We start from the raw sequence: 23,059 nt of genomic DNA on the forward strand, positions 1-23,059 counted from the left end.
GGCGGTTCGGCCGGCTCAAGGCGGGGCCTGAACGGCCGCGGCCAGGGCGCCGGCCAGCGCCGGCTCGATCCGGGCCGCGATCTCGGCCTGCGCCGCACGCCAGTACGGCAGGGCCGCCTCGATCGCCGCTCTGCCCGCGGGCGTGATCTGCGCCACGCGCTCACGCTGGTCGCTCGCGCCGACCGTGACCTGGACGAGGCCCCGGCGCTCCAGGGGGTCGAGGTTGCGCCCCATCGTCGAGCGGTCGAGGGCAGCCTCCAGGGCCAGCCGCGTCACCGGCACGGCCCCGAGTCGCTTGAGCGTCCGCAGGACCGAGAACTGGGTCACGCGCAGGCCCACGGGCTCCAGGGCCGCGTCGTAGGCGCTGGTGACGGCCCGCGCGGCGCGGCGGAGCGTCATGCAGGTGCAGGGAGCCTCGGAGGGCGATTCGTCGGACATAATGCGGGTATCTGCACGCATTGATGCGACTACAAGCCATCCGGCCGGGATTCCGGCCCCGGCATCCACTGTCCGAAGGCGCCACGCTGACATCTTCCGGCCCCACCCAAGCTGGACCCCACCACCGTCATCGACTTGCCTTCGGCCGTCCCCTAGTTCTCGCCCCGTGCCGATCTCCGGTTCGGGGAGAAGACCCGATGACGTTGGAAGCAGCCACCGCACTCTCCACCTCAGAGGAGAAGTCGGCCCGAACCGGCCTGATCGAGGCCGCGGCCGGAATCGTCACCGAGGGCGGAGGCCCGGGCGGCTTCGTCCGAGACCTGTTCGGACGCGTGCCGCCGGAGGATCTAGCCCCCTACCCCGCCGAAGCTCTGGCCGAACTCGCGGTCGCGGCACGTGCGCACCTCGCCGAGCCCCGGCATCCGGGCGCACCCGCGGGCCTGCGGCTCGCCGACTCGAGCGTGGTCCGCGAGGGGCGCGCCCGCGACCTCACCCTGGTCGAGGTGGTCAACGACAACCGTCCTTTCCTGCTCGATTCGACGCTGGCCGAGCTGACCGAGCAGGGCCTGACCCCCTACCTCGTGGCCCACCCGATCCTGGGGGTGGAGCGCGACGCCGCAGGCGCCCTGCTGCGCGTGGTCGGCGAGACCACGGCGGATGCCCACGGCAGCATCGCCCGCGAGAGCTTCATCCACATCCACCTCGACCGCCTGGACGAGGGCGAGGCGCGTACCCGACTTGCCTCCGGCCTGGAGCAGGTCTTTCGCGATGTGGCGCTGGCCACCGACGACCACGATGCGATGCTGGGCCGCCTCTCGGCGCTCGCCGAGGGCTACGGCCAGGCCCCGCCGCCGCTGCCCGATGCCGAGGTCGCCGAGGCGCGTGCCTTCCTCGCCTGGCTCACCGACGGCCACTTCACCCTGCTCGGCATGCGCGAATACGGGATCGCGGACGGCGGCCACCCGCTGGTGGACGGCTCCAGCCTCGGCGTCCTGCGCGACCCGGCCGTCGAGATGCTGCGCCGCGGCCGCGCCCTGGTGGACGTGACGCCGGAGGTTCTCGCCTTCCTGGAGGAGCCGCAGGCGCTCATCATCACCAAGGCCAGCGTCAAGTCGAAGGTCCACCGGGCGGCGCATCTCGACTACGTCGGGGTGAAGCTGTTCTCGGCCACCGGCAAGCTCACCGGCGAGGTCCGCATCGTCGGCCTGTTCACGGCAGCCGCCTATGCCAGCCCGGCCCGCGAGGTGCCCTACCTGCGCGGCAAGGTGGCCGCCGTGGCCGAGCGGGCCGGGCTCGATCCCACGAGCCACGCCGGCCGCAGCCTGCTCGCCGTGCTGGAGACCTACCCCCGTGACGAGCTGTTCCAGATCGACCTCGACCGGCTCTACCGCTTCACCCTGGCCATCGCCAACCTCGCCGACCGGCCCCGCATCCGCGTGCTGTCGCGGCCCGACCGCTTCGGCCGCTTCGTCTCGCTCCTCGTCTACGTGCCTAAGGACCGCTACGATTCCACCGTCCGCGCCCGGATCGGCGCCTACCTCGCGGCCGAGTACGACGGGCGCCTGAGCGCCGCCTATCCGGACTTCCCCGAGGGGCCGCTGGCACGCACCCATTACGTCATCGGCTTCTCGGACGAAGGCGCGCACGAGCGCGACCCGGCAGCCCTCGAGGCCGGCATCGCCGCCCTGGTCCGGACCTGGGGCGACGGCCTGCGCGCGGCCCTCAACGAGGCCGGCGAAGGCGGCCGGGCGCGCCTGCTCGCCGCGCGCTACACGGACGGGTTCTCCGCCGCCTATCGCGAGAACTTCACTCCGGCCAACGCCGTCTCCGACATCGCCATCCTCGAATCCCTGAGCGAGGCGGTGCCGCGGGCCGTGGACATCGGCCGCCGCGACACCGATCCGGCCGCGCAAGTTCGCCTGAAGGTGTTCTCCCGCGGGGCGGCGCTGCCCCTGTCGGACCGGGTCCCCGCCCTGGAGAACCTCGGCTTCCGGGTCATCAACGAGCGGACCTACCGCGTCCTGCCGAGCGGCGCCGAGGATTCCGCGCGCGTCTGGCTGCACGACATGTTGCTGGAGCGCGCCACAGGCGGCGCGATCGACCTCGACGCCCTGGAACGCCCCCTGGAGGCGGCGCTCCTCGCCATCTCGGACGGCAAGGCCGAATCCGACGGCTTCAACCGCCTCGTGCTGGAGGCGGCCCTCCCCTGGCGCGACGCGGCCCTGCTGCGGGCGCTCGGCCGCTACCTGCGCCAGCTGCGCATCCGCTACGGACAGGACTACCTCGCCGCCACGCTCAGCCGCCACGGGACCATCGCGCGCGAGATCGTCGCCTTGTTCCGCGCCCGCTTCGATCCGAAGACCGAGGGCGATCGTGCGGCGGCCGAGCAGGCCGTGCGCGAGCGGATCGAGGCGGCGCTCACCGACGTGACCAGCCTGGACGACGACCGCATCCTGCGCCGCTTCGTCAATCTCGTGGAGGCGGCGGTCCGGACGAACTTCTTCCAGACCATTGCGGACGGGACGCCGCGCGAGACGATCAGCTTCAAGTTCGCCTGCGCCAAGGTCTCGGGGATGCCCCTGCCGCGGCCGTTCTTCGAGATCTTCGTCTATTCGCCCCGCGTGGAGGGCGTGCACCTGCGCTACGGCTACGTCGCACGCGGCGGCCTGCGCTGGTCCGACCGGCCGGAGGACTTTCGCACGGAGATCCTCGGCCTCGTGAAGGCCCAACAGGTCAAGAACGCGGTGATCGTGCCCGTGGGCGCCAAGGGCGGCTTCTTCCCCAAGCGCCTGCCGCCGGCTTCCGACCGCGCCGCGTGGCTGGCCGAAGGCACCGAGAGCTACCGCATCTTCATCCGCACCCTTCTCGAACTGACCGACAACTTCGTCCACGACGCGGTCGTGCCACCCCCGGATACCGTCCGGCACGACCCGGACGACGCCTACCTCGTGGTCGCGGCCGACAAGGGCACCGCCACCTTCTCCGACATCGCCAACGCCCTGTCGCTGGAGCGCGGACACTGGCTCGGCGACGCCTTCGCCTCCGGCGGCAGCCAGGGCTACGACCACAAGGGCATGGGCATCACGGCCCGCGGCGCCTGGGAGGCGGTCAAGCGCCACTTCCGCGAGATCGACGTGGACACCCAGGCCGATCCCGTCACGGTGGTGGGCGTGGGCGACATGTCGGGCGACGTGTTCGGCAACGGCATGCTGCTGTCGCGCACGCTCAAGGTCGTCGCGGCCTTCGACCACCGCGACATCTTCCTCGATCCCGATCCCGACATGGAGGCGAGTTTCGTCGAGCGCAAACGGCTGTTCGACCTCGGCCGGTCGAGCTGGGCCGACTACGACAAGTCCCTGATCTCGGCGGGCGGCGGCGTCTTCCCGCGCAGCCTGAAGACCATTCCCCTGTCGCCGGAGATCCGCGCCGTCCTCGGTTTCGACAGCGGGAACGCCTCGCCCGCCGAGCTGATGCAGGCGATCCTCAAGGCGCCCGTCGACCTGCTCTGGTTCGGCGGCATCGGCACCTACGTCCGGGCCACCACCGAGACCGACGACGAGGCGGGCGACCGGGCCAACGACGCAGTGCGCATCACCGGGCCGGAGCTGCGCGTCAAGGCGGTGGGCGAGGGCGCCAACCTCGGCCTGACCCAGCGCGGGCGGATCGAGGCGGCCCGGGCGGGCGTTCGCCTCAACACGGACGCGATCGACAACTCGGCCGGCGTCAACACCTCCGACGTCGAGGTGAACATCAAGATCGCGCTGATGGGCCCCGAGCGGGACGGTCGCCTGGACGAGGCGGCCCGCAACGCGCTCCTCGTCTCCATGACCGACGAGGTCGGGCACCTGGTCCTGCGCAACAACGAGTTGCAGACGCTCGCCCTGTCGCTGGCCCTCAAGCGCGGCGTCGGCGAGACGGGCTTCGCCATGCGCACCATGCAGGCGCTGGAGGCGGAAGGCCGCCTCGACCGCGCTGTCGAGTTCCTGCCGGACGACGCCGCGCTGACCGAGCGGATGCGCCGCAACGAGGGCCTGACACGGCCGGAATACGCGGTGCTTCTGGCCTACGCCAAGCTCTCCCTCTACGACGCGATCCTGGCGAGCCCGGTCCCGAACGACCCCTATTTCGACCGGGAGCTGCAGCGTTACTTCCCGCAAGGCCTGCGCGAGGGCTTTCCGGATGCGGTCAAGGGACACCGGCTGCGCCGGGAGATCATCAGCACGGCCCTGTCGAACATCATCGTCAACCGGGGCGGGATATCCCTGGTCACGCGGCTGATCGACGAGACGGGCGCGGATGCGGCCACCATCGCCAAGGCCTACGCCGTGACCCGCGACGCCTTCGGGCTGATGGAGCTGAACCTCGCCATCGACGGCTTGGCCGGCGCCATCCCCGGACAGGCCCAGCTCGACCTCTACGGCGAGGTGCAGGACCTGCTCACCGGCCGCATCGTCTGGTTCATCCGCAACCTCGACCTCGCGACGGGCATCTCTCCCATCGTCGCCCGCTACCGCGACGGCGTCAGCGCGATCCTGGCCGCCCTGCCCAGCGTGCTGGGCGACGAGGCCAGGGGCACGATCGCCGCCCGCGAGGCGGAGCTGCGTCGCCAGGGCATGGCCGAGGAGCCCGCCCGCCGCCTTGCTTCCTTGCGGGCGCTGCATTCGGCCCCCGACATCGTGCGCGTGGCCGAGGGCAGCGGGCGGCCGGTCGCCGAGATTGCGGCGACCCATTTCGCCCTGGAGCGTGCCTTCCGCCTCGACGCGCTGGCGGCTGCCGCCCGCACCGCGCCGGTGGCCGACACCTTCGACCGCGTCGCCCTGGAGCGGGCGGTGGCGGGAATCTCGACCGCGCACCGCCAGCTCACGGCTGAGGTGGTGGGCGACGTGGGCGCCGGCCCCGAGGCGGTCGCGGCCTGGAGCAAGGCCCGCGGCACCGCGCTCACCCGCATCCGCGACGCGGTGGACGCCATCGCCGCCTCGAACCTCACCGTCTCCAAGGCGACGGTGGCCGCGAGCCTCCTCGGGGACCTCGCCCGCACGGGCTGACCTCCCCGAGGCTTACCTGCCCGAACGCGAGAAGCCGCCGACCCAGGGGGGCGGCGGCTTCCGGTCGTCTGCGGCGTCGGACGATGCCTCAGAGCATCGACATCCGCATCTCGAGCACCCGCTGGTTGTGCTCCAGCCAGAGCCGCAGCATCTCGGAGAACAGGCCGGGCTTGGCCGGGCGGTCGGCCTGCGCAGGGGCCGTGGTCGTGGCGGAAAGGCTCATCGCATTCGCTCCGGTTCGGAGGGCGGGCATCGGGCTGCCCGTTCGCCTCCGAAGATGCGGCTTATGTTGCGCTGCAACAAGAGTCTTGGCAGCATCGTCCGCATGCGCTCAAGACATGTGAGTGACGAAATATTCACAGTTTTCTGCCGTCGCATGCACGATACGCCCAGTCCGGATGGCGCATACGAAATCCGCTTGGTCGCTTCGCGATGCGGATCTCGGCTTCGCCCAAGCGCCGCGCGGGCTACCCGATACCGCGTCCGCTTTTATCCAAGCGGACGCGGTATCAGGGGTGGTTCGCCAGCGCCTCGCGGCCGGGCCGGGCGAGGCTCGTGAGGGCCAGGCCGAGGCCGAGGGCCGCGACGCCGGCCGCGATGAGCGGGAGCTGCCCGTAGCCCGCTCCCAGGGACAGGGCCGACCCACCGAGCCAAGCGCCCGTTGCGTTGCCGAGGTTGAACGCCCCCTGGTTGAGGGTCGAGGCGAGGTTGGGCGCGTCGGTGGCGGCCTCCACCACCCAGATCTGCAGCGGCGAGACCAAGGCGAAGGCGAGCGCGCTCCAGACGACGAGGACGGCGAGCGTCGCCACCTCGTAGCGGGCGACGAGTGCGAGCAGGGCCAGCACGGCGATCAGGCCGAGGAAGCTGCCGATCACGGTGGCGATCAGGTTGCGGTCGGCCAGCCGGCCGCCGATCAGGTTGCCGGCAGTGAGACCGATGCCCGCGGCAAACAGCGCCCCCGTGACGCCGTGACTGGTCAAGCCCGTGACGCCAGTCAGGAACGGGGTAATGTAGGTGAAGACGGTGAACAGGCTCACCGAGGATAGGGTCGAGATCAGCATCGGCCGCAGCACCGGCCAGCGCCCGAGCGTCCGGAACTCCCTGGCGAGGCCGCCCTTCGTGCCGGGAATGCCGGCGGGCACGAAGACCTGGATGGCCAGTCCCGCCGCGACCCCGATTCCCACCACGGCCCAGAAGGTGGCGCGCCAGCCCGCCGCCTGCCCCAACGCCGTGCCGAGCGGCACGCCCAGCACGTTGGCGAGCGTCAGCCCGGTGAACATCAGCGACACCGCCTGCGCCCGCTTCTCCCGCGGCACCAGATCGCGCGCGACGATCGCCCCGATGCCGAAGAAAGCGCCGTGGGCGAAGGCAGTGGCGATGCGGGCCAGCATCAGGAGGGCGTAGGTCGGCGCCAGGGCGCAGCCGACGTTGCCGGCGAGGAAGACCGCCATCAGCGCCAGGAGTGCGGTCTTGCGCGGCAGCCCGGCGGTCGCGATGGCCACCAGCGGCGCGCCGACGACGACGCCGAGCGCGTAGCCCGACACGAGGTAGCCCGCCTGCGGGATGGTGACGCCGAAGCTGTGGGCCACCTCGGGCAGCAGCCCCATGATGACGAATTCGGTGGTGCCGATCCCGAAGGACGCGACGGCGAGCGCAAGGATGGGCAGCGAGGCCATTCCGGATCTCCTGAGGCGCGATGCGCCTCGCGATGCTGCGGTGCGGTATGGCCCGGAAGATGGTCGGATCGCCGCCGCCGCATAGCGCCGCGCGGCGGGCGGCAGGGCTGCGTGCGCGGCAGGGCTCGCCGGTCTCGGCGCAGGTGTCTTGGGTGCCGCGCGACCAGCCGGACTGCACCGTCGAGAGCGAGCCCGAGGCCGAAGCCACCGGGCTCGATCGTCCGCATGAACGTAAAAACCCACCGATCCCGATGGATCGGAGGGTTTTTGCAGTGTGTCGGATGGCTCGTGCGAGCCGAAGATCTGTCTAGACGCGTTGCCGACCCGTTTGCATCAGGTCGGCATCTCAAAGCCTTCGATCTGACGCACGTCCTTACGCCGAACCGGCACCTCCCTCGGCAGCGCGCGCTTCCGCCGAACTACTCGGCCGCGACAGCTTCCGTCGCCTTCTTCCGGCCGCGGGTCTTGGGTGCGCCGTCCGCCGCCTTCTTACGGCCGGCGGCCGGCGGCGCATCCGCGGCCGGCTCTTCGACGGCGGGCGCCGCCGACTTCCGGCGCTGCTGCCCCAGGCCGAGGGCGCGGGCCAGTTCGGAGCGCTGGGCCGAGTAGCTCGAAGAGGTCATCGGGTAGTCGCGGGGCAGGCCCCACTTCTCCCGGTAGGCCTCGGGCGACAGGCCGCGCAGGGTCAGGTGCCGCCGCAGGGTCTTGTAGGTCTTGCCGTCCTCGAAGCTGACGAGATGCTCCGGCGTGATCGACTTGCGGATCTGGGCCGCCGTGAGCTTCTCGGCGGCCGGCGCCTCGGTGCTCGCCGTCGAGGCCAGTGCGCTCAGGGCCGCATGCACGCCGCCGATCAGGGACGACAATTCCGAGGCCGGAACGGAGTTGTTCGCCACATAGGCCGAGACGATCTCGACCGTAAGCTCGATATAATTGGCCGATTCTGTTTCTGCGATACCGTCCACGGTGAACCCCCTGATTTGCTGATGCCGGAAGATCAGTCCTAACCAAGCGAAGGTCAAGCACTTCGTCCTTAGAAAATGCCGGCATCAAGCATCTTTTTGCTCACGACAACGCAGAATGTCGGCTCGATTCAGGTCGCATGAACTGCCCGTCGAGATCGGAACGCGGATCGGCCAGAACAGCAGCCTCGATTCCATCTTCGAATCGCGACGATATCGGTCGCAGCCGACCGATTCCCCTGACGGAGCCTGCGGCGGCAGGCGGAAGGTCATGCCGATATCCGGTCTCGCTCGCGAGCGGCCGCATTGACCTCCCGTTAACCACGCCGGTCTAGGCTTCGTTAACCATGCGGGCTTCCGTCGCCGACGGACGTGGCGCCGGTTGGGCCCGCGGCGCGCGGGACGGTGACGGGAGCCGGGAGCCGGTGCGGTGCGAGACGCTTGAGCGACGGCAACTGTGCAGGGCGCGGCTCGCCTGCAGCCTCGCGCTGCTGCTCTCCACCGTCTCGGTGCCGGCCCTGGCCCAGGCGCCGCGCTTCGACGCGCTCAGCCCCGTCACGGGCCAGCCCGACAACCCGGGCGCCGGCCAGGAGACCGGCCCGGACGGCCTGCCGAGCCTGCGTCGCGGCGGCCTGTCGGACGGACTTCCGCGCGCAGGGGCGAACAGTCTTTCCTCCGGCGGCGAATCCGGCGGCGCCAGCTTGGCGCCCGTGAACCCGACCCGCGCGGGGCTCGCCCGCTCCAGCCTCTCCACCCTGGAGACGCGGGTGCGCACCTCCACGGGCCGCGTCGGCGTCAATTCCGGGCTGGGTGCCGGGATCGGCACGGGGCTCAACACCGGTCCGGCCTCGGTGCTGGTGCGCCAGCGCGCGGCCCCGTCCCGCCGCCTCGGCTCGGCCACGCGCAGGGTGACGCAGCAGGCGACCCAGACGCCGACCCTGGACCTGCGCCTCTCGCCGGTGATCCAGAACGCCGTCGTCGGCGTGCCTCTTCCGCAGCAGACCGTGCCGCTGCTGCTGCGCACGTCGAGCCCGATCCTCGGCCTGCTGACGCCGGGCCTGCTGCTGGCCAGCACCTTGCGCGAGACGATCTCACCCCTCGACCCGGCCTACGTGCCGCTCGGGATCAAGCTCGGCAGCTTCACCGTGCTGCCGGCCTTCAGTCAGGGCCTCGGCTACGACACCAATCCGGACCAGATCCGCAAGGAACTCGCCAAAGGCTCGGTGGTCTCGCGCACCGAACTGGAACTGGCCTTCCGCAGCGACTGGTCGGCGAGCGAGCTGGCAGGCCAGTTGCGCGGCGCCTACCTCGAATTCCCGCAGAACGACGCGGCCAGCCGCCCCAGTGCGGACGGCGTCGTGAGCCTGCGGATCGACGCCACCCGCGACCTGCGCTTCGACGTGGAGGGCCGCTTCGTCGTCGACAGCCAGCGCACCGGCAGCGTCGACCTCCAGGGCGCGAGCACCGCGACCAGCCGGCCGCTGATCGCGACCTACGGCACCACGATCGGCGCGACCCAGGCGTTCAACCGCCTGTCGGTGTCCCTGCGCGGCTCGGTGGACCGCTCCGAGTTCGAGGACGCGCAGCTCTCCGGGGGCGCCGTGTTCCGCCAGAGCGACCGCAACCAGAACCAGTACGGCCTGCGACTGCGCACCGCCTACGAACTCTCGCCGACGATCAGCCCTTTCGTCGACGTGCTGGCCGATACCCGCGTCTACGACCTGCGGCGCGATTCCACGGGGGTGCAGCGGGATTCGGACGGCGTCGGCGTCACGGCGGGAGCGAGCTTCAACCTGACGCGCTTTCTCACCGGCGAGGTCTCGGCCGGCATGCAACACCGCAGCTACGTCGACCGTTCGCTCCGGCCGATCGAGGCGCCCCTGCTCAACGCCTCGCTGATCTGGCAGGCGAGCCCGCTCACCAGCCTGCGCCTCGGCTCCGTGACCGCCGTCAGCGAGACGACGCTGCCCGGATCGAGTGGCGTGATCACCAAGGCCACGACGCTCGAGATGCAGCACGACCTGCTGCGCAACCTCTCGATCGTCGTCGGCGGCGCCTACCTGACCAACGATTACCAGGGCAGCACGATCCGGGACACGGGCTTCTCGGCCACCGCCCGCCTGGATTACCGCTTCACCCGCTGGCTGACGCTCCGCGGCACCTACCTCTACCAGCAGATCGACAGTTCGGTCTCCGGCGCGAGTTTTCGCGATAACACCTTCCTGCTCGGGCTGCGGGTGAACCCGTAGGCTTCCCTGTCGCTCTGCTTCAGGATCCGGCGATGGCGAGTGCCGCCTGCCGCAACCTGCGGCGTTGGGCGTAGGCGACGAACAGCAGGAGCGTCAGGAGGATCAGGGGCGGCAGCGCCGTGAGCACCGGGTCCCCCGCCCGCAGGTGGCTCGCCACCGCGCCGACCATGACCAGCGCCAGCAGACCCGCGCCGATGGCGGCGTAGCCCCGGAACAGCAGCAGCGCCGCACCGATCACCTGGGCGGCGCCGACCGCGTACATCAGCCACGGGTCGTATTCGAAGTGCCGGAAGCCCGCGACCTCGAATTCGGAGGCGATGAGCTTCATGCCGCCGGCCACCGCGAAGCCCGCGGCCAGGAGCCAGCGCAGGGTCGCGCCGGCGATGCGCGCCCGCGGCCCGGTCCCCGGCATCAGCGCACCAGGGCGAGCGATGCGCCGGACTTGGTCAAAGCGCCGTCGAGGGCGCCCCCGCCCTGCCTCAGCCGCGCCGCCACGGTGCCACCGGCCTGGTAGAGGTAGACCTCCCCATCGCGAAAGTCCCAGGCCGAGACGCGGGCGAGGTCCTTGTTCGGGCAGCCCGCGGCGGAGGCCTTGTAGAGGTCGAGCGCCGGCGCGCTCGACAGGGTCACCTTGCAGCTCGCGCCGGTGGCGTCCTTCGCGTCCCAGGTGCCGACCACGGCCGAGCGCCCGCTCGCCACCACCGGAGGCGGAGGCGGCGGGGCCAGGACCGGCTCGGCGATGACGTTGGAGGGCGGCGGCGGGGCGAGGCCCGCCTGGGCGCCGACCGGGGGGCCGGCGTCCGGCGAGGCCGCGACGCCCGGCGGCGGCGCGAGGGGAGCCGAGGTTACGGCGCCCGATGGCAGGGCCGGCACCGTGTCGAGGGCGGCCTGCGCTCCGGGGCCGGGTCCGCGGGTGCGGGGGCCGTCGAGGCGCTGGGAGGCGCAGGCCCCGAGGCTCGCGGCGAGGCAGAGAACGGCGATCGTCGGCAGGTTCAAACGCGGCATCGATCCACTTTCCCGGTGCCCTCCCCTCGGGCGCCCTCGCCGGCCTGCCTCACCGGCAATTGCGCTGCCCGCAAGGCGGCGGGCGGAGGAGGGCCGGGGGACGCCTGCTTTTCACGGGGGTGTGGCGGGGCGGCCTCAGTGACGGCTTCGCTCCCGCGCGGGCCTGAAGGCCTTTCGCATGCACCATATCGGAGCCGTCTCAGGCTTGCGTGAACCGGACGCCGTCCTCGCCGTTGTCTCCGCACAATCCTCAGGAGGACGGAACCATGCAGCCCAAGTGGATGACGTTGCCGGAGATCGCCCTCGACCGGCATCTCTCGCTGGATCAGGCCCTCAGACTGGTTGATTCGGCGGATTGTCCGAAGGTCTTCAGGACGGAAGGCACGGTCTACTTCATCTGACAGCGCAGCCTTCGCAAGGCCCGCCCGGCACCCCGTCGCGGCGGGCCTTTCCGTCTCCGGGCCTCGGCCCCACCGGTATGCCAGGACGTGCCGGGGCCGGCGGCGGGCCGAACGGGGCTGGGGAGCACGATGCCCGGCCCGCCGGCCGCCCGGCGTTCGGACCGGAACGCGAGCGGCGCCGTAAACCTCGCATCCGCGTGTTTCCCGAATGTCTCCGCTGCGACCGCCCGCCTCCGGAAACCCGTTGGTAAGCCTGCTGCGCGAGGGTGCCGGGACGACAGCCGCCCTGGGGACGCGACAGCTCATGATGACCAAGGACCAGCTCGCTGCCGAGCTGAAGCGCATCGCCACGAGCCAGATCAGCGACATCACGCGGGCGGTCAAGGAAGGCCAGAAATCGATCGCCCTCAACGAGGTGCGGGACATGGCCCGCCGCCTCGACCTGTTGGCCGACGCCTTCCATCCGCGCGCGCCCTCCCCCGTCGAAGCGGCACCAGCCGTTGCCGGAGCCGCCTGAGCAGCCGCCCCGGCCCCCGGAACCCGGCCCCAGGAACAGGGAGCGCCCGACCATGATCCGCGTGTTCTTCAACATCCGCCTCGACGACGCCTACCTCCCCGAGCCCAGGGGCCAGATGGTCCGCGACGCCGCGGAGGCGCGTCTGGTGGCGCGCACCATCGTCCGCCGGCTCGTGGCCGAGCATGGCGGCGAGCCGCGCCTGCTGAATGCGGTGATGGCGATGACCCTGGAGGACGGCACCAGCCTCCTCGACCTGTCGTTCTTCGAGGCGCTCTACGTGCCCGTGGAGGCGCAGGCCTCCGTCGGCACGGAGCTGCGCCGCGCAGCGGCGGTTCGCCCGCCGACGTTCCTGTCGGCCGCACGCCTGCGCGCTGCCCTCGCGCTCCTGCTGCCGCGCCTGCGCGCCTGGGGCGCCCTGCGCGCGGACCGGGTCCGGCGCGATCAGCAGGTCCGGACGCGGCTCGCCTTCGAGCCTGCGGCCTGACGCCCCTCCGACCGGGCACGCGCCGAAACCGCAAAAGAATCAGCCGAACAGATCGACCGTGCTGAACCCGCGGCCCTCCAGGCGCTCGGCCAGCACGCGCCGGTGGCAGCGCTCGGGGTCGCGCTCGAAGCAGAGCAGGCAAGTCGGCGCGGCCTCGGCCATCACTGCTAGTTCGTCGAGGGCTAGGCTCCCGTCCGCGGTATCCAGCACGGCCTCGCAATAGATCGCCCGCATCAGCTCGGGATCGTGTGCGCGGGCGGCCTCGCGCCCGGCCTTCGGCGTGCCGAGGCCGCGCAGGTGCGCGTAGGCGAGCCCCGCCTCCTCGACGCCTGCCTTGAGGGCGCCCTTGGAAAAGCCGCGCTTGCGCGAGTTGGCCACCGCCCGCACGTCGGCGAGCAGGGCGACGCCCGCATCGCTCAGGGCCGCGTTCAGCCGCTCCGGATCGAGCCCTTCGTAGCCTATGGTGAACAGGGTCTTACCCACGGCGGACCGTCCGAAGATGCGAGGCGAGGCCAGAGCTTACGACCGCTTTGCCGCCTCGCGCCAGGGGACGGAGCGGGGATCGCCGGGCCGGATGTGCCTTGCGCGCAACGGGTTCCGGAATTCTGCCGCATTGCCAGCAAAGGTCTGTTAACCGCGCGGGGGGCATCGAATACGCCTGTTGTGGCACTTCTCGCGGATGGCGGGCCGGGCATCGATGTCGCTGAGGAACCTCCTGTCCACGATGTCGGGCGCCCGTCGGGGCGCCGTCGGCGGCCTCGCCCGGTGGGCCCTGTCGGCGGCCCTGCTCGCAAGCCTCGCCGCCTGCGCCTCCAACAACGACTTCTACCCTACCAAGGGCGACGCCAAGCCCCATCCGGGCGTCGCGCGGGCCAAGCAGCACCCGATCCAGGGCATCGACATCTCCAAGTGGCAGGGGCCGATCGACTGGGCCTCCGTGCGGGGTGCCGGCACCCAGTTCGCCTTCATCAAGGCGACCGAGGGCGGCGACCACGTCGACGAGCGTTTTCGCGACAACTGGGACGGGGCGGGCCGGGCCGGGGTGCCGCGGGGGGCCTACCACTTCGTGTTCTGGTGCCGCTCGGCCAAGGAGCAGATGGACTGGTTCAAGAAGAACGTCCCCAACGATCCCACCGCCCTGCCCCCCGTCCTGGACGTGGAGTGGAACGGTCATTCCCAGACCTGCCCGAAGAAGCTGCCCCGGGCCGAGGCCCTGGCGATGACGCGCTACATGCTGGAGGAGATGGAGCGCTACACCGGCAAGCGTCCGATCATCTACACCGACATCACCTTCCACAAGGACGTGCTTGAGGGCGAACTGCCGGACTATCCCCACTGGCTGCGCTCCACCGCTGCCGAGCCAGAGCAGCGCTTCTCCAACCGGAAGTGGATGCTCTGGCAGTTCACCTCCACCGGCCGGGTGCCGGGGGTGCGCGGCGACGTGGACCGCAACGCCTTCTACGGCACGCCCAACGAGTGGGCCTCGTTCCTCTCCACCGATTGCGACCCGCGCGAGCACGGGCGCCTGACCCAGCAGGGTCTCTGCACCGGCAAGTAGGCTTTCTGCGCCCAACGTCCGGGCGGCGGATGCTCCGGTCCAAATTGTATCCTGGATCGGCGCGTCCTCGATAAGACCCTGATTCGACCGGCGGATCGGCAAATTCGTGCGCCTTTAGTCCACTATCGTACAGACCGGCATTGGGAAAGCGTGCTGTAGGAGTTCGATCCAGACCGTCTGTCACCGGGACCATGCAGCCTGCATCGATCGCCCTGTTCGAGGGAAACCTTCTGCTCAAGGCGCTGCGGGAAACGGATCGCGCGCTGCTCCTGCCCCATCTCGACGCGTCCATCTGCCGGAAGGGCGACACGCTGTTCGAGGCGGGCGCCGAGGTCACACGGATCACCTTCCCCTGCGACCACACGGTGATCACGCTGCTGATCGCGATGATGGACGGGGGCAGCGCCGAAACCGCCACGATCGGCCGCGAGGGCGCGGTCGGCGGCGTCGTCAGCAACGGCCGCGTACCGGCCTCGACCCATGCCGTGGCGCAGATCGGCGGGCCGATCCTGCGCATGGACGCGGTGCGGTTGCAGGAGGCCAAGCGCAGGTCCCCTGCCCTGCGCGACCTGTTCGTCCGCTACTCCGACTGCCTGCTGGCCCAGGTGCTGCAGTCGGTGGCCTGCAACGCCCTGCACCCGATCGAGCAGCGCTGCCTGCGCTGGCTCCTGACCCTTCAGGACCGCCTCGGCACCGACGTGCTGCCGGTAACGCACGAACTCCTCGCGGCGATGCTGGGCGTGCAGCGCACCTACCTCACGCGCATCCTGCGCCTCCTCCAGGAGCAGGGGCAGATCAAGGTCGGGCGCGGGCGCATCACCATCCTCGACCGCGCCGAGATGGAGTCAGCGGCCTGCGAGTGCCACGGCCGCATCCGCGAGCATTTCGAGACCGTCCTCGGCGCGGTCTACGGCACGGACGGCTTGGTGGCGGTCGATCCGCCCGATCCCATCGAGGGCGCGGTGGAACCCGATCCGCTGCACACGGTCCGCAAGGCGCGGCGCTGACGCATCGACCGGAGACGCGGACATCGTCTTTCGGGAATCCGCCAGACGTAACCGGCCTGCCGCCATCGCCGAAGACCCGTCGTGCATGATCGACGGTGCAGGTCCGATGAGAATCTCGATCGTCGCCTTCGGCAGCCACGGCGACGTGCTCCCGTTCGTGGCGCTCGCGCACACGTTGGTGCGGCGCGGGCATCGTGTCGGCCTCGCGGTCCCGCCGTCGTTCGAAGGGATCGGGCGGCGGGCCGGGCTCGACGTCCACGCCCTCGGAAAACCCGAGGACTACGAGGCCGTGAACGCGGACGCGCGGCTCTGGAACGCGAAGGCCGGGGCGCGCATCCTGTTCGGCCTCGCGGTGCGGCTGGCGCGCCCGGCCTACGATCGCACCGCGGCCGAGGCCGGCGCCGCGCGTACGAGCGGGGAGCCCTTCGTCACTGTGGCCTCGACCCTGAGCTTCGGACCGCGCATCGCGCAGGAACGGCTCGGCGTGCGAGTGGTCACGACCCACCTCTCGCCCTTCCTGATGCGCAGCCGTTTCGCGCCGCCGATCCTGCCCGGCCTTGACCTGCCCGCCTGGCTGCCGGCCCGCGCCGTGCACGCGATCCAGCGCAACGTGGACCGGTTCGTCGTGGATCCCGCGCGGCTGCCGCCCCTGAACGCGGTGCGGGCCGAATTCGGGCTCCGTCCGATCGCCCGCCTGACCGACTGGCTGCCGTCGCCCGATGGCCTGCTGCTGATGGTCCCGCCCTGGTTCGCCCCGCCACAAGTGGATTGGCCGGCGCAGACCGTGCAGGCGAACTTTCCCCGCGCCGACCGCTTCGGCGACGAACCCGAATTGAGCGGGGGCCTGCGCGCGTTCCTCGACGGGGGACCGCCCCCGATCGCCGTGACCTGCGGCTCGTCGATGCGCCACGGGCTGCCATTCTTCACAGCGATGGCGGAGGCCTGCGTGAGGATCGGCCGGCGGGCCCTCCTGGTCTCCGCGCGGCCGGAGCAGGTTCCCCCGATCCTGCCGCCGGGCGTCCTGCACGTGCCCTACGCGCCGTTCGGCCAGCTCCTGCCGCTCTGCGCCGGCCTCGTCCACCATGGCGGCATCGGCACGACGGCGGAGGCGCTGGCCGCAGGCATCCCGCAGTTCGTCGTCCCGAACGCCTTCGACCAGTTCGACAACGCCGCCCGCCTCGTGCGCCTCGGCGTCGGCCGGCGCCTCGACCGGGCGTACGTCACGGCAGAGCGCGCCGCCGCGACCCTCGACGCTCTCCTGAACGACCCCGCCATCGCGGCGGCCTGCGCACTGGCACGAGCCCGCATGGAGGCGGAAGACGGGATCGCGGCGGCCTGCGATGCGATCGAGGCTGCCGCTCTCCGTCCCTGACGTCAGGGCTGCAGGAACGCGATCAGCGCCGCGTTCACGGCCTCCGGCTCGTCGTGCTGGACCCAATGGGTGGCCTCGTCGAACCACACGATACGGCCGTCGTCGCAAAGCGACAGGCTCGCTTCGGCCAGGCCCGGCTGGAGGGCGTGGTCGCGCCGGCCCCAGAGGATCAGCGTCGGCGGTGCGACCCGCGGTGGCGGCCCCCGCCCGAGCCGGACGAGGGCGCGGTACCAGTTGAGCATGGCCTTCATCGCCCCGGGCCGGGTCCACGCCGCCGCGTAATGGTCGAGGTCGGCCTCGGCGAAGCTGCCGAGCCGGCTGGTCGCGGCCATCGCCTTGCGCAGCACCGCCCCGTTCCGCGCGGTCAGCCGGCGTTCGGGCAAGCCGGGGATCTGGAAGATGGCGACGTAATAGCTCCGCAGCATCTGACCGGGATGACGCCGAAGATAGGCGCCGAAGATGCCGGGATGGGGCGCGTTCAGGATCGCCAGCCGCTCGATCCGCTCGGGGTGGTGGCTCGCCACCCACCAGGCGACGAGCCCGCCCCAATCGTGGGCGACGAGGCGGAACCGCCCGAAGCCGCAGGCGTCGGCGAGGGCGATCACGTCGGCCGCGAGCCGGTCGAGGTGATAGGCCGCGATGCCGTCCGGCTTGTCGCTGAGGTTGTAGCCGCGCTGGTCCGGAATCACGAGGCGCAAACCCGCCTGCGCAAGCGGCCCGATCTGGCAGCGCCAGCCGAACCAGAATTCGGGGAAACCGTGCAGCAGGATCGTCGGCATGCCGTCCGCCGGGCCGGCCTCGGCGACGTGCAGGCTCACCTCGGGTAACGCGACCCGCCGGAAGGTGATGTCCAAGTCCGACATGCGCGTCATCTTCCTCTCCAGCGCGATCAGGCGAACACGTCGACGGCGTAGCGGTTCGTCTCGCGCTCGAAAGCCTCGCCCCATTCCGCCGCCGCCTCGGCACTCGCCCCCGTGGCGTCGCGGTAGATCGCCAGGAAGGTCTCGCGCACGGCAGGCGCCATCCGCACCCCGTCGCCGCAGACGAACACGGCCGCCCCCTGCCGGAACAGCTCCACCACCTCGGCCCGGTCCTGCCAGAGCCGGTGCTGGACGTAGCGGACGTCGCCGACCGGCGCGCGGGAGAAGGCGGGGCGCAGGGCGACGATCCCGTCGCGCTCCCAGGCTTCCAGTTCATCGCGGTAGAGATAGTCGACCTCCGGGTGGCTGATGCCGAAGAACAGCAGGGCCGGTCCGACCGGTTCGCCCTGCGCCTTCAGCGCAGCGCGCTCCTGAAGGAAACCGCGGAACGGGGCGAGACCCGTGCCGGCGCAGGCCAGGATCAGCGGGGTCGTTGCCGCCTCGGGCGCGTGGAAGGCGCCCTGCGAGGCCCGCACCGCCACCGCCACGCGGGCGCCGGGCGTGAGGCCGGCGAGGTAGGTCGAGGCGACGCCCAGCCGCCGGCCCTGCCCGGAGAAGGCCGGCGCGTCGAGGACCGCGACGGTGAGCGAGCAGAGGGCCGGGTCGGCCAACGGCGAGGACGAGATCGAGTATTGCCGCGCCCGCATCGCGGGCAGCGCAGCGAGGAACGCGCCGGGGTCCATCTCGAGGCTCGGGAAGCGCTCCAGGAGATCGAGCAGACTCACGCGCTTGCTCAGGATCTCGGGCTCGTAGGCGGCCTCCGCCGCGAGTCCGGCGAGCGCCGCCCGGTCCGGCGGGCAGGCCGCCGCGGCGGCAAGCGCTGCGACCTGCATGCGGGTCGCCGGCTGGTCCAGCTCGACGTAGTCGGACAGGATCTCGGAGAGCACGACGGGATGGTCGAGGGGCAGCCCGGACCCACCGTTCGCGGCGCGGAGCACGACCTGCGCGTCGGCCGCGAAACCGAGGCGGGCGAGCGCCCGGTCGACGGTCGCGCGAGGGTTGCGCGGCAGCACCGCGAGGTAGTCGCCCGCCCGGTAACCCATGCCCGCGGGCAGTGCGATCTCGACATGCCGCTTCGAGCGCCCGAGGGGCGAGGACAGGTCCACGAGTTCGCGGTTCTCCAAGACGGTCCCGGTGGCGAGATCGGGCAGCCGCAGGGCGCCGGCCCGTCCGCCCGTGACGACCTCCACCACGATGCCGCCCTGGCCGGCCTCCACCGCTTCCTTGCCGAAGGCGGCGCCGAGGTCGGTCCAGAGGCCCGCGTACCAGGCGTCGAATCCGCCGAAGAAGTCGCCGGCCGCGTCGGTCTCGCCGCGCGGGCGCAGGCGTTTGGCGCCGGCGGCCTCCAGCACCGCGTCGGTGCGCTTCGGGATCGCCTGGTAGGTGCGCGCCCATTGCCGGTTGCCGCAGCCGAACACGGCGTAGCGCAGGCCGGCCAGCGCCCCCGGCTCCAGGCCCTCGGCCCAGTCCATGAAGGCGCGGGCGTTGTCGGGGGCGTGGCCTTCGTAGGAGGCCGTCACCAGGATCACCGCGCCCTCCCGTGGCAGTCGCCCGGTGTAGGCGTCCATCGGCGCGGCCTCGGCGGCGTAGCCCTGCGCGCCGGCCTCCTGGGCAATGCGGGCGGCGAAGGCTTCGCAGGAGCCGGTGTTGCTGCCGTAGAGGACGAGGAGCGGCGTCTCCGGCTCAGCCGGGACCGTCCGCAGCGGCCGCTGCGGGGCCGAGGGCATGGCCAAGGCGGTCCGGGAGGAGACGGCAGTGTTTCCGGTGTCACGGCGACGCGCCCGCATGTGGAAGCCGTGCGGCTTCATCGTCAGCGTCTCGGTGATCGCCAGCGCGTAGTCCGGATCGTCCGCCGTGAGGTCGAAGCGGTGCAGCACCATCGCCAGGACGAGGTGGGCTTCCTGCATGGCGAAGCCCCGGCCGATGCAGGAGCGCACGCCGGTCCCGAACGGCTTCCACGCGTTGGGCGGCAGTTGCTCGGCATCCGCGCGGGCGAAGCGCTCGGGCCGGAACGTCTCGGCATCCGCGCCCCAGGCCGCGGGATCGCGGTGGAGCATCGGCACCAGCACCATCAGCACGTCCTCGGGCGTGACCGCATAGCGTCCGGCCAGTCGCGTTTCCGCCCGCGGGCTGAGGGCGAAGGCCGGCGCGGTCGGCCACAGCCTGAGGGTCTCCTGCAGGACCTGCTCGACGTAGGGCAGCCGCGCCAGATCCTCGACCGTCGGGGGGCCGGCCCCGAACACCGCGTCCACCTCGGCCCGCGCCTGCGCCAGGGCGTCCGGGTGCTTCAGGAGGAGGTGCAGCGCGAAGGAGAGCAGCCCGCTTGTGGTCTCGTGCCCCGCGATCAGGAAGGTCACGATCTGGTAGCGGATGTTCTCGTCCGGGAGCCTCGCGCCCGTGGTGGGGTCGCGCCCGTTCAGCATCGTGTCGAGGAGGTCGCCGCAGGCCGCCTCGGGCCGGGCGCGGCGCTCCGCGATCAGGCCGTCGGCGACCGCGTGCAGCAGGCGGATGTCCGCCTCGTAGCGGCGCGTGCCGGGAAAGTTCAGCTTCGAGGCGATGGCCGGGCGGCGGGAGCGGGCGCCGGCCTCGTCCAGGGCGCCTCCCATCGCCGCCACGAAGGGGTGGGCTTCGTCCCGGTAGAAGCTGTTCAGGCGCACGTCGAAGGCACAGAGGGCGATGGTGTCGAGGGTCAGGCGGGTCATCTGGTCGGCCACGTCGATGACCGCATCCGCGCCGAAGCGCTCCCAGCGCAGGAGCATCTGCTCGGCGATGTCGAGCATGCGCGGGAACATCTTGCGGATGCCGAGCGGCCCGAAGGCCGGCGCCAGGAGGCGGTGGGCGAGCGCCCAGTTCGGCTCGTCGTTGTAGGCGGTGAACAGGCCATCACCGCCGATGTCGCGGACGTTGACCAGCGCGGCGTGCAGCCGCTTCTCGAACCGGGACTCGTCGCAGACTTCGTCCACGAGGCTTTGCGAGGACAGGATGATCACGGTGCGCGCGCCGATCGCCAGCCGGAAGATCGGTCCGTGCCGGCGCGCCAGCCGCATCATACTCTGCACCGGCGCGTGGATGTCGATGTCGGGCAGGTTGCCGAGGATCGGCGCGGGCTTGGGCTGCGGGATCGGTTCGGGCGATGACATCGGGCGTCTCCGTGGCTGTATGACCTCTCGCGGTCAGCGGCGCTCGGCGGGGCCGAAGCCGGCGTCGAACCCCTCGGCGCCGAGCATGCGTGCGAGGTCGGCCGGCTCGGCCCCCATCAAAAGGCGGAGCAGGTGGAAGGCGGCCCAGGGCAGGATGGCCGCGCCCGCGGCGGGCGGCGGCATCGACTCGGAAGCTGCGTTCATGGTCGTGGACTCCTGTCTTACGGGAATGGCGTCACGATGGGGTTCCACTCAGCAGCCGGTGCAGACGGCCGTACGGATCAGGTGGTCGAGGCGGCGGCTCTCGGCGTCGAGGGAAGGCCTCGTACCGCCGCGGGCGTCGAGGGCCGCGCCAGCGGGCTTGGTCGTGCCCAGGCGCGTCACCTGCCGGAACATCCCCGTGGCGAGGGACGCAGGCATGGGCATCGGCGCCGACAGGGCGGGCCTCGCATCCGGCATCCCGGGCGGGGTGCGGGCCAGCGATGCGGTCGCGGTGCCGCCGAGGACGAGGACCGCGGCGAGGAGTCGGATCGGCTTGAACATGGCATGTCTCCCAGTGACGATGCCGGGAACTCGCCGGACGGCCGCCGCAGGTTACCGGCGGGCGGCTGCGATGGTGCGTCGGCGCACGCGGGGCCCGTCACCGGGGCGTCACTTCATCAGATCCTTGGGCGCGATCTCCGGCATCCGCGTCATCTGGTCGAAGGGCACGACCGCCATGAGATGGCCGTCCGGCATCTTGATCACGTTGAACTGCTTGCCGGTCGCCTTGTCGGTCGCCATCCCGACCATGACCTGCATCGGCTCGAACGGCGTGACGACGAATTCGTGGCCCCAGGCCCCGACGAGATTCGACAGCGAGGCCCCGGCGATGCCGGTGCCGGCAAGAAGTGCGACGACGGGTAGGACGATGCGGATCATGGAAGGCGCCTCCGTGTGGGTGACGAGGCTTTCGTGGCCGCGGCACGGCGGGTTACGGTCGCCGTAGCGGAGCGGCGCGCGCCACCGTAACGTCTTGCCTGCGTCCGTCGAATGCGTCGATGCGGATCGGGGCCGTCCGGGCCGGGATACGACGCCGCCGAGGATGATCCGTGCCGTGCAGGATTCGCTGGTGAGCGTCGGTTTCCGGGTGACGTCGCCGTGACGGTGCGGCGGACCTCGCGCTCGATCCGCAGGCGGCCGGCGCGGCTCGCCGCGACAGGCCTCGCCGGGCTGTGGCGGGCGGGCTTGCGCGCGGTCCGCATGGGCGCGCGGATCACCGGGACGCTCGTGCTCGTGGCGCTCGGCATCCTGTTCCTGAACTATGGGGTGCTCTCGACGGACAAGGCGCGGGCCTATCGCGACCTCGATCCGACCGTCGCCGAATGCAGCGAGGGGCTGGCCAAGGGCTGGACGATCCTGGCGGATACGGGCCGCGAGCGCCTGCGCGAGGCGATGCCTACGGACGGCGACGGCTGGGTGGATGCCAGCAACGACGAGGACGCGGCGATCGAGAAGGACGCGCGCTGGGGCACGCGCCTGCGCTGCGCCCTCCAGCGCCACGTCGTCCCCGCCCGCGAGCCGGGCGGGCGGGACCTTGCCTACCATCTCGGCTTCCTGGAGTTCCAGGAGGACGGCGAGCCCTACGCCCTGGTCTCCCGCGACGGGGGCAGCGACACGGCCATCGACAGCGCCATGCTGCGCCACGCCATGGACAGCGAGATGCGGGCGAAGGGCATGGCGGCATCGCAGGTCAAGCCGGTCATCGGCCAGCTCGACGTCCTGACCCGGCACTTCGCGACGGGCTCGCACTACGTGATCGCCTTCGTCCACGGCTGGCGCCACGACGCGCGGATCGGCGACGGCAACGTCGCGGACCTGCGCCTCTACGCCGCCCACGCCGCCCGGTTCCTGCAGCAGCGCTGCCCGACGGAGCCGGCCTACTGCGCCATGGAGGTCACGGCCGTCTACATCGGCTGGCGCGGCGCCCGCGTGGACGAGCGGGGCCTGCGCGCCTGGTTCGGCGACGCGGTCGGCGGGTTCTTCGGCGGGCTGTCGGCCGGCGTCACCCTGTTCGACCGCAAGCCCGTCAGCGAGGCGATCGCGCCGGCCGCGATATCGGCCCTGCGCACGATCGAGGGCACGCTGAGCGCGCCGGGGGCGCACAACCGGCTGATCGTGGCCGGCCACAGCCTCGGCGGCAACATGCTCGCGACCGGCCTCAAGGACGACGTGGTCAAGGCCGTGCGCCGCCACCGGTTCGGGGAGACGCTGCCGCCCGTGCTCGGCAACCTCGTGGTGCTGATCAA

The 23,059-nt window shown here is 71.6% G+C and carries 21 protein-coding genes and 1 pseudogene; 9 read left to right on the forward strand and 13 right to left on the reverse strand.

Annotated features, from left to right (window positions below):
* Nucleotides 1–15: 15 nt before the first annotated feature.
* Nucleotides 16–438 (reverse strand): MarR family winged helix-turn-helix transcriptional regulator, encoded by a 423-nt coding sequence (locus tag COGEMETH_RS01130; protein ID WP_238180784.1) that lies wholly within the window; start codon nt 436–438, stop codon nt 16–18.
* Nucleotides 439–635: 197 nt separating this feature from the next.
* On the opposite strand from COGEMETH_RS01130, the gene COGEMETH_RS01135 reads away from it, so the two are divergent.
* On the forward strand, nt 636–5,483 hold the full coding sequence (locus COGEMETH_RS01135; RefSeq protein ID WP_238180785.1) for an NAD-glutamate dehydrogenase: 4,848 nt from the start codon (nt 636–638) through the stop codon (nt 5,481–5,483).
* A gap of 88 nt (nt 5,484–5,571) precedes the next feature.
* Here the strand turns inward: COGEMETH_RS01135 and COGEMETH_RS25530 are convergent, their stop codons facing one another.
* From COGEMETH_RS25530 to COGEMETH_RS01150, 4 genes are all read right to left on the reverse strand, one after another.
* Entirely contained in the window at nt 5,572–5,706 is a 135-nt protein-coding gene (locus tag COGEMETH_RS25530) for a hypothetical protein (protein ID WP_283214943.1), read from the reverse strand.
* A 286-nt stretch (nt 5,707–5,992) separates the two neighbouring features.
* On the reverse strand, nt 5,993–7,159 hold the full coding sequence (locus tag COGEMETH_RS01140; RefSeq protein ID WP_238180786.1) for an MFS transporter: 1,167 nt from the start codon (nt 7,157–7,159) through the stop codon (nt 5,993–5,995).
* A 419-nt stretch (nt 7,160–7,578) separates the two neighbouring features.
* A complete protein-coding gene (locus COGEMETH_RS01145; protein ID WP_238180787.1) occupies nt 7,579–8,121 on the reverse strand; it encodes a Ros/MucR family transcriptional regulator in 543 nt (180 codons plus the stop codon).
* A gap of 84 nt (nt 8,122–8,205) precedes the next feature.
* Nucleotides 8,206–8,391, reverse strand: coding sequence for a hypothetical protein (locus COGEMETH_RS01150; RefSeq protein WP_238180788.1), 186 nt, complete (start codon nt 8,389–8,391; stop codon nt 8,206–8,208).
* A 152-nt stretch (nt 8,392–8,543) separates the two neighbouring features.
* Here COGEMETH_RS01150 and COGEMETH_RS01155 point away from each other — a divergent pair, with 152 nt between their 5' ends.
* Nucleotides 8,544–10,367: an outer membrane beta-barrel protein gene (locus COGEMETH_RS01155; RefSeq protein ID WP_238180789.1), complete on the forward strand. Its 1,824-nt coding sequence runs from the start codon at nt 8,544–8,546 to the stop codon at nt 10,365–10,367.
* Nucleotides 10,368–10,386: 19 nt separating this feature from the next.
* Here the strand turns inward: COGEMETH_RS01155 and COGEMETH_RS01160 are convergent, their stop codons facing one another.
* Complete coding sequence (locus COGEMETH_RS01160) at nt 10,387–10,779, reverse strand: DoxX family protein (RefSeq protein WP_238180790.1); 393 nt, start codon at nt 10,777–10,779, stop codon at nt 10,387–10,389.
* Entirely contained in the window at nt 10,779–11,372 is a 594-nt protein-coding gene (locus COGEMETH_RS01165; RefSeq protein WP_238180791.1) for an AprI/Inh family metalloprotease inhibitor, read from the reverse strand. Before COGEMETH_RS01165 ends, COGEMETH_RS01160 begins: the two co-directional genes overlap by 1 nt.
* A gap of 266 nt (nt 11,373–11,638) precedes the next feature.
* On the opposite strand from COGEMETH_RS01165, the gene COGEMETH_RS25535 reads away from it, so the two are divergent.
* From COGEMETH_RS25535 to COGEMETH_RS01175, 3 genes are all read left to right on the forward strand, one after another.
* Entirely contained in the window at nt 11,639–11,773 is a 135-nt protein-coding gene (locus COGEMETH_RS25535; protein ID WP_283214944.1) for a hypothetical protein, read from the forward strand.
* Nucleotides 11,774–12,017: 244 nt separating this feature from the next.
* Nucleotides 12,018–12,290: a hypothetical protein gene (locus COGEMETH_RS01170; RefSeq protein WP_238180792.1), complete on the forward strand. Its 273-nt coding sequence runs from the start codon at nt 12,018–12,020 to the stop codon at nt 12,288–12,290.
* Between the two features lie 52 nt (nt 12,291–12,342).
* The gene (locus tag COGEMETH_RS01175; protein WP_238180793.1) at nt 12,343–12,774 is read left to right on the forward strand and encodes a DUF6894 family protein; all 432 of its coding nucleotides are present in this window, start codon (nt 12,343–12,345) and stop codon (nt 12,772–12,774) included.
* 39 nt (nt 12,775–12,813) lie between these two features.
* Here COGEMETH_RS01175 and COGEMETH_RS01180 read toward each other — a convergent pair whose 3' ends face one another.
* On the reverse strand, nt 12,814–13,257 hold the full coding sequence (locus COGEMETH_RS01180) for a DUF488 domain-containing protein (RefSeq protein WP_238180794.1): 444 nt from the start codon (nt 13,255–13,257) through the stop codon (nt 12,814–12,816).
* 241 nt (nt 13,258–13,498) lie between these two features.
* Here COGEMETH_RS01180 and COGEMETH_RS01185 point away from each other — a divergent pair, with 241 nt between their 5' ends.
* The 3 genes from COGEMETH_RS01185 (at nt 13,499) to COGEMETH_RS01195 (ending at nt 16,711) form a co-directional block, all read left to right on the forward strand.
* The gene (locus COGEMETH_RS01185) at nt 13,499–14,332 is read left to right on the forward strand and encodes a glycoside hydrolase family 25 protein (RefSeq protein ID WP_238180795.1); all 834 of its coding nucleotides are present in this window, start codon (nt 13,499–13,501) and stop codon (nt 14,330–14,332) included.
* A 191-nt stretch (nt 14,333–14,523) separates the two neighbouring features.
* On the forward strand, nt 14,524–15,339 hold the full coding sequence (locus COGEMETH_RS01190; RefSeq protein WP_238180796.1) for a Crp/Fnr family transcriptional regulator: 816 nt from the start codon (nt 14,524–14,526) through the stop codon (nt 15,337–15,339).
* A 106-nt stretch (nt 15,340–15,445) separates the two neighbouring features.
* Complete coding sequence (locus tag COGEMETH_RS01195) at nt 15,446–16,711, forward strand: glycosyltransferase (protein WP_238180797.1); 1,266 nt, start codon at nt 15,446–15,448, stop codon at nt 16,709–16,711.
* 2 nt (nt 16,712–16,713) lie between these two features.
* Here the strand turns inward: COGEMETH_RS01195 and COGEMETH_RS01200 are convergent, their stop codons facing one another.
* The 5 genes from COGEMETH_RS01200 to COGEMETH_RS01220 all read right to left on the reverse strand — a co-directional run bounded on the left by COGEMETH_RS01200 (nt 16,714) and on the right by COGEMETH_RS01220 (nt 21,692).
* The gene (locus COGEMETH_RS01200; RefSeq protein ID WP_373875290.1) at nt 16,714–17,583 is read right to left on the reverse strand and encodes an alpha/beta fold hydrolase; all 870 of its coding nucleotides are present in this window, start codon (nt 17,581–17,583) and stop codon (nt 16,714–16,716) included.
* A gap of 17 nt (nt 17,584–17,600) precedes the next feature.
* Complete coding sequence (locus COGEMETH_RS01205; RefSeq protein WP_238180798.1) at nt 17,601–20,771, reverse strand: bifunctional cytochrome P450/NADPH--P450 reductase; 3,171 nt, start codon at nt 20,769–20,771, stop codon at nt 17,601–17,603.
* 33 nt (nt 20,772–20,804) lie between these two features.
* On the reverse strand, nt 20,805–20,975 hold the full coding sequence (locus tag COGEMETH_RS01210; RefSeq protein WP_238180799.1) for a hypothetical protein: 171 nt from the start codon (nt 20,973–20,975) through the stop codon (nt 20,805–20,807).
* 48 nt (nt 20,976–21,023) lie between these two features.
* Complete coding sequence (locus COGEMETH_RS01215) at nt 21,024–21,314, reverse strand: hypothetical protein (protein WP_238180800.1); 291 nt, start codon at nt 21,312–21,314, stop codon at nt 21,024–21,026.
* A gap of 108 nt (nt 21,315–21,422) precedes the next feature.
* Nucleotides 21,423–21,692: a hypothetical protein gene (locus tag COGEMETH_RS01220; protein ID WP_238180801.1), complete on the reverse strand. Its 270-nt coding sequence runs from the start codon at nt 21,690–21,692 to the stop codon at nt 21,423–21,425.
* 219 nt (nt 21,693–21,911) lie between these two features.
* Here COGEMETH_RS01220 and COGEMETH_RS01225 point away from each other — a divergent pair.
* A pseudogene (locus COGEMETH_RS01225) lies at nt 21,912–23,059 on the forward strand (hypothetical protein); the annotation flags it as partial.

It is taken from the genome of Methylobacterium trifolii, assembly GCF_022179685.1.
Classification (GTDB): domain Bacteria; phylum Pseudomonadota; class Alphaproteobacteria; order Rhizobiales; family Beijerinckiaceae; genus Methylobacterium; species Methylobacterium trifolii.

Coding starts and splice junctions, on each gene's coding strand:
- COGEMETH_RS01130 (WP_238180784.1), bottom strand. CDS start 438: ATGTCCGACGAATCGCCCTCCGAGGCTCCCTGCACCTGCATGACGCTC.
- COGEMETH_RS01135 (WP_238180785.1), top strand. CDS start 636: ATGACGTTGGAAGCAGCCACCGCACTCTCCACCTCAGAGGAGAAGTCG.
- COGEMETH_RS25530 (WP_283214943.1), bottom strand. CDS start 5,706: ATGAGCCTTTCCGCCACGACCACGGCCCCTGCGCAGGCCGACCGCCCG.
- COGEMETH_RS01140 (WP_238180786.1), bottom strand. CDS start 7,159: ATGGCCTCGCTGCCCATCCTTGCGCTCGCCGTCGCGTCCTTCGGGATC.
- COGEMETH_RS01150 (WP_238180788.1), bottom strand. CDS start 8,391: ATGACCTTCCGCCTGCCGCCGCAGGCTCCGTCAGGGGAATCGGTCGGC.
- COGEMETH_RS01160 (WP_238180790.1), bottom strand. CDS start 10,779: ATGCCGGGGACCGGGCCGCGGGCGCGCATCGCCGGCGCGACCCTGCGC.
- COGEMETH_RS01165 (WP_238180791.1), bottom strand. CDS start 11,372: ATGCCGCGTTTGAACCTGCCGACGATCGCCGTTCTCTGCCTCGCCGCG.
- COGEMETH_RS25535 (WP_283214944.1), top strand. CDS start 11,639: ATGCAGCCCAAGTGGATGACGTTGCCGGAGATCGCCCTCGACCGGCAT.
- COGEMETH_RS01175 (WP_238180793.1), top strand. CDS start 12,343: ATGATCCGCGTGTTCTTCAACATCCGCCTCGACGACGCCTACCTCCCC.
- COGEMETH_RS01185 (WP_238180795.1), top strand. CDS start 13,499: ATGTCGGGCGCCCGTCGGGGCGCCGTCGGCGGCCTCGCCCGGTGGGCC.
- COGEMETH_RS01190 (WP_238180796.1), top strand. CDS start 14,524: ATGCAGCCTGCATCGATCGCCCTGTTCGAGGGAAACCTTCTGCTCAAG.
- COGEMETH_RS01195 (WP_238180797.1), top strand. CDS start 15,446: ATGAGAATCTCGATCGTCGCCTTCGGCAGCCACGGCGACGTGCTCCCG.
- COGEMETH_RS01200 (WP_373875290.1), bottom strand. CDS start 17,583: ATGACGCGCATGTCGGACTTGGACATCACCTTCCGGCGGGTCGCGTTA.
- COGEMETH_RS01205 (WP_238180798.1), bottom strand. CDS start 20,771: ATGTCATCGCCCGAACCGATCCCGCAGCCCAAGCCCGCGCCGATCCTC.
- COGEMETH_RS01210 (WP_238180799.1), bottom strand. CDS start 20,975: ATGAACGCAGCTTCCGAGTCGATGCCGCCGCCCGCCGCGGGCGCGGCC.
- COGEMETH_RS01215 (WP_238180800.1), bottom strand. CDS start 21,314: ATGTTCAAGCCGATCCGACTCCTCGCCGCGGTCCTCGTCCTCGGCGGC.
- COGEMETH_RS01220 (WP_238180801.1), bottom strand. CDS start 21,692: ATGATCCGCATCGTCCTACCCGTCGTCGCACTTCTTGCCGGCACCGGC.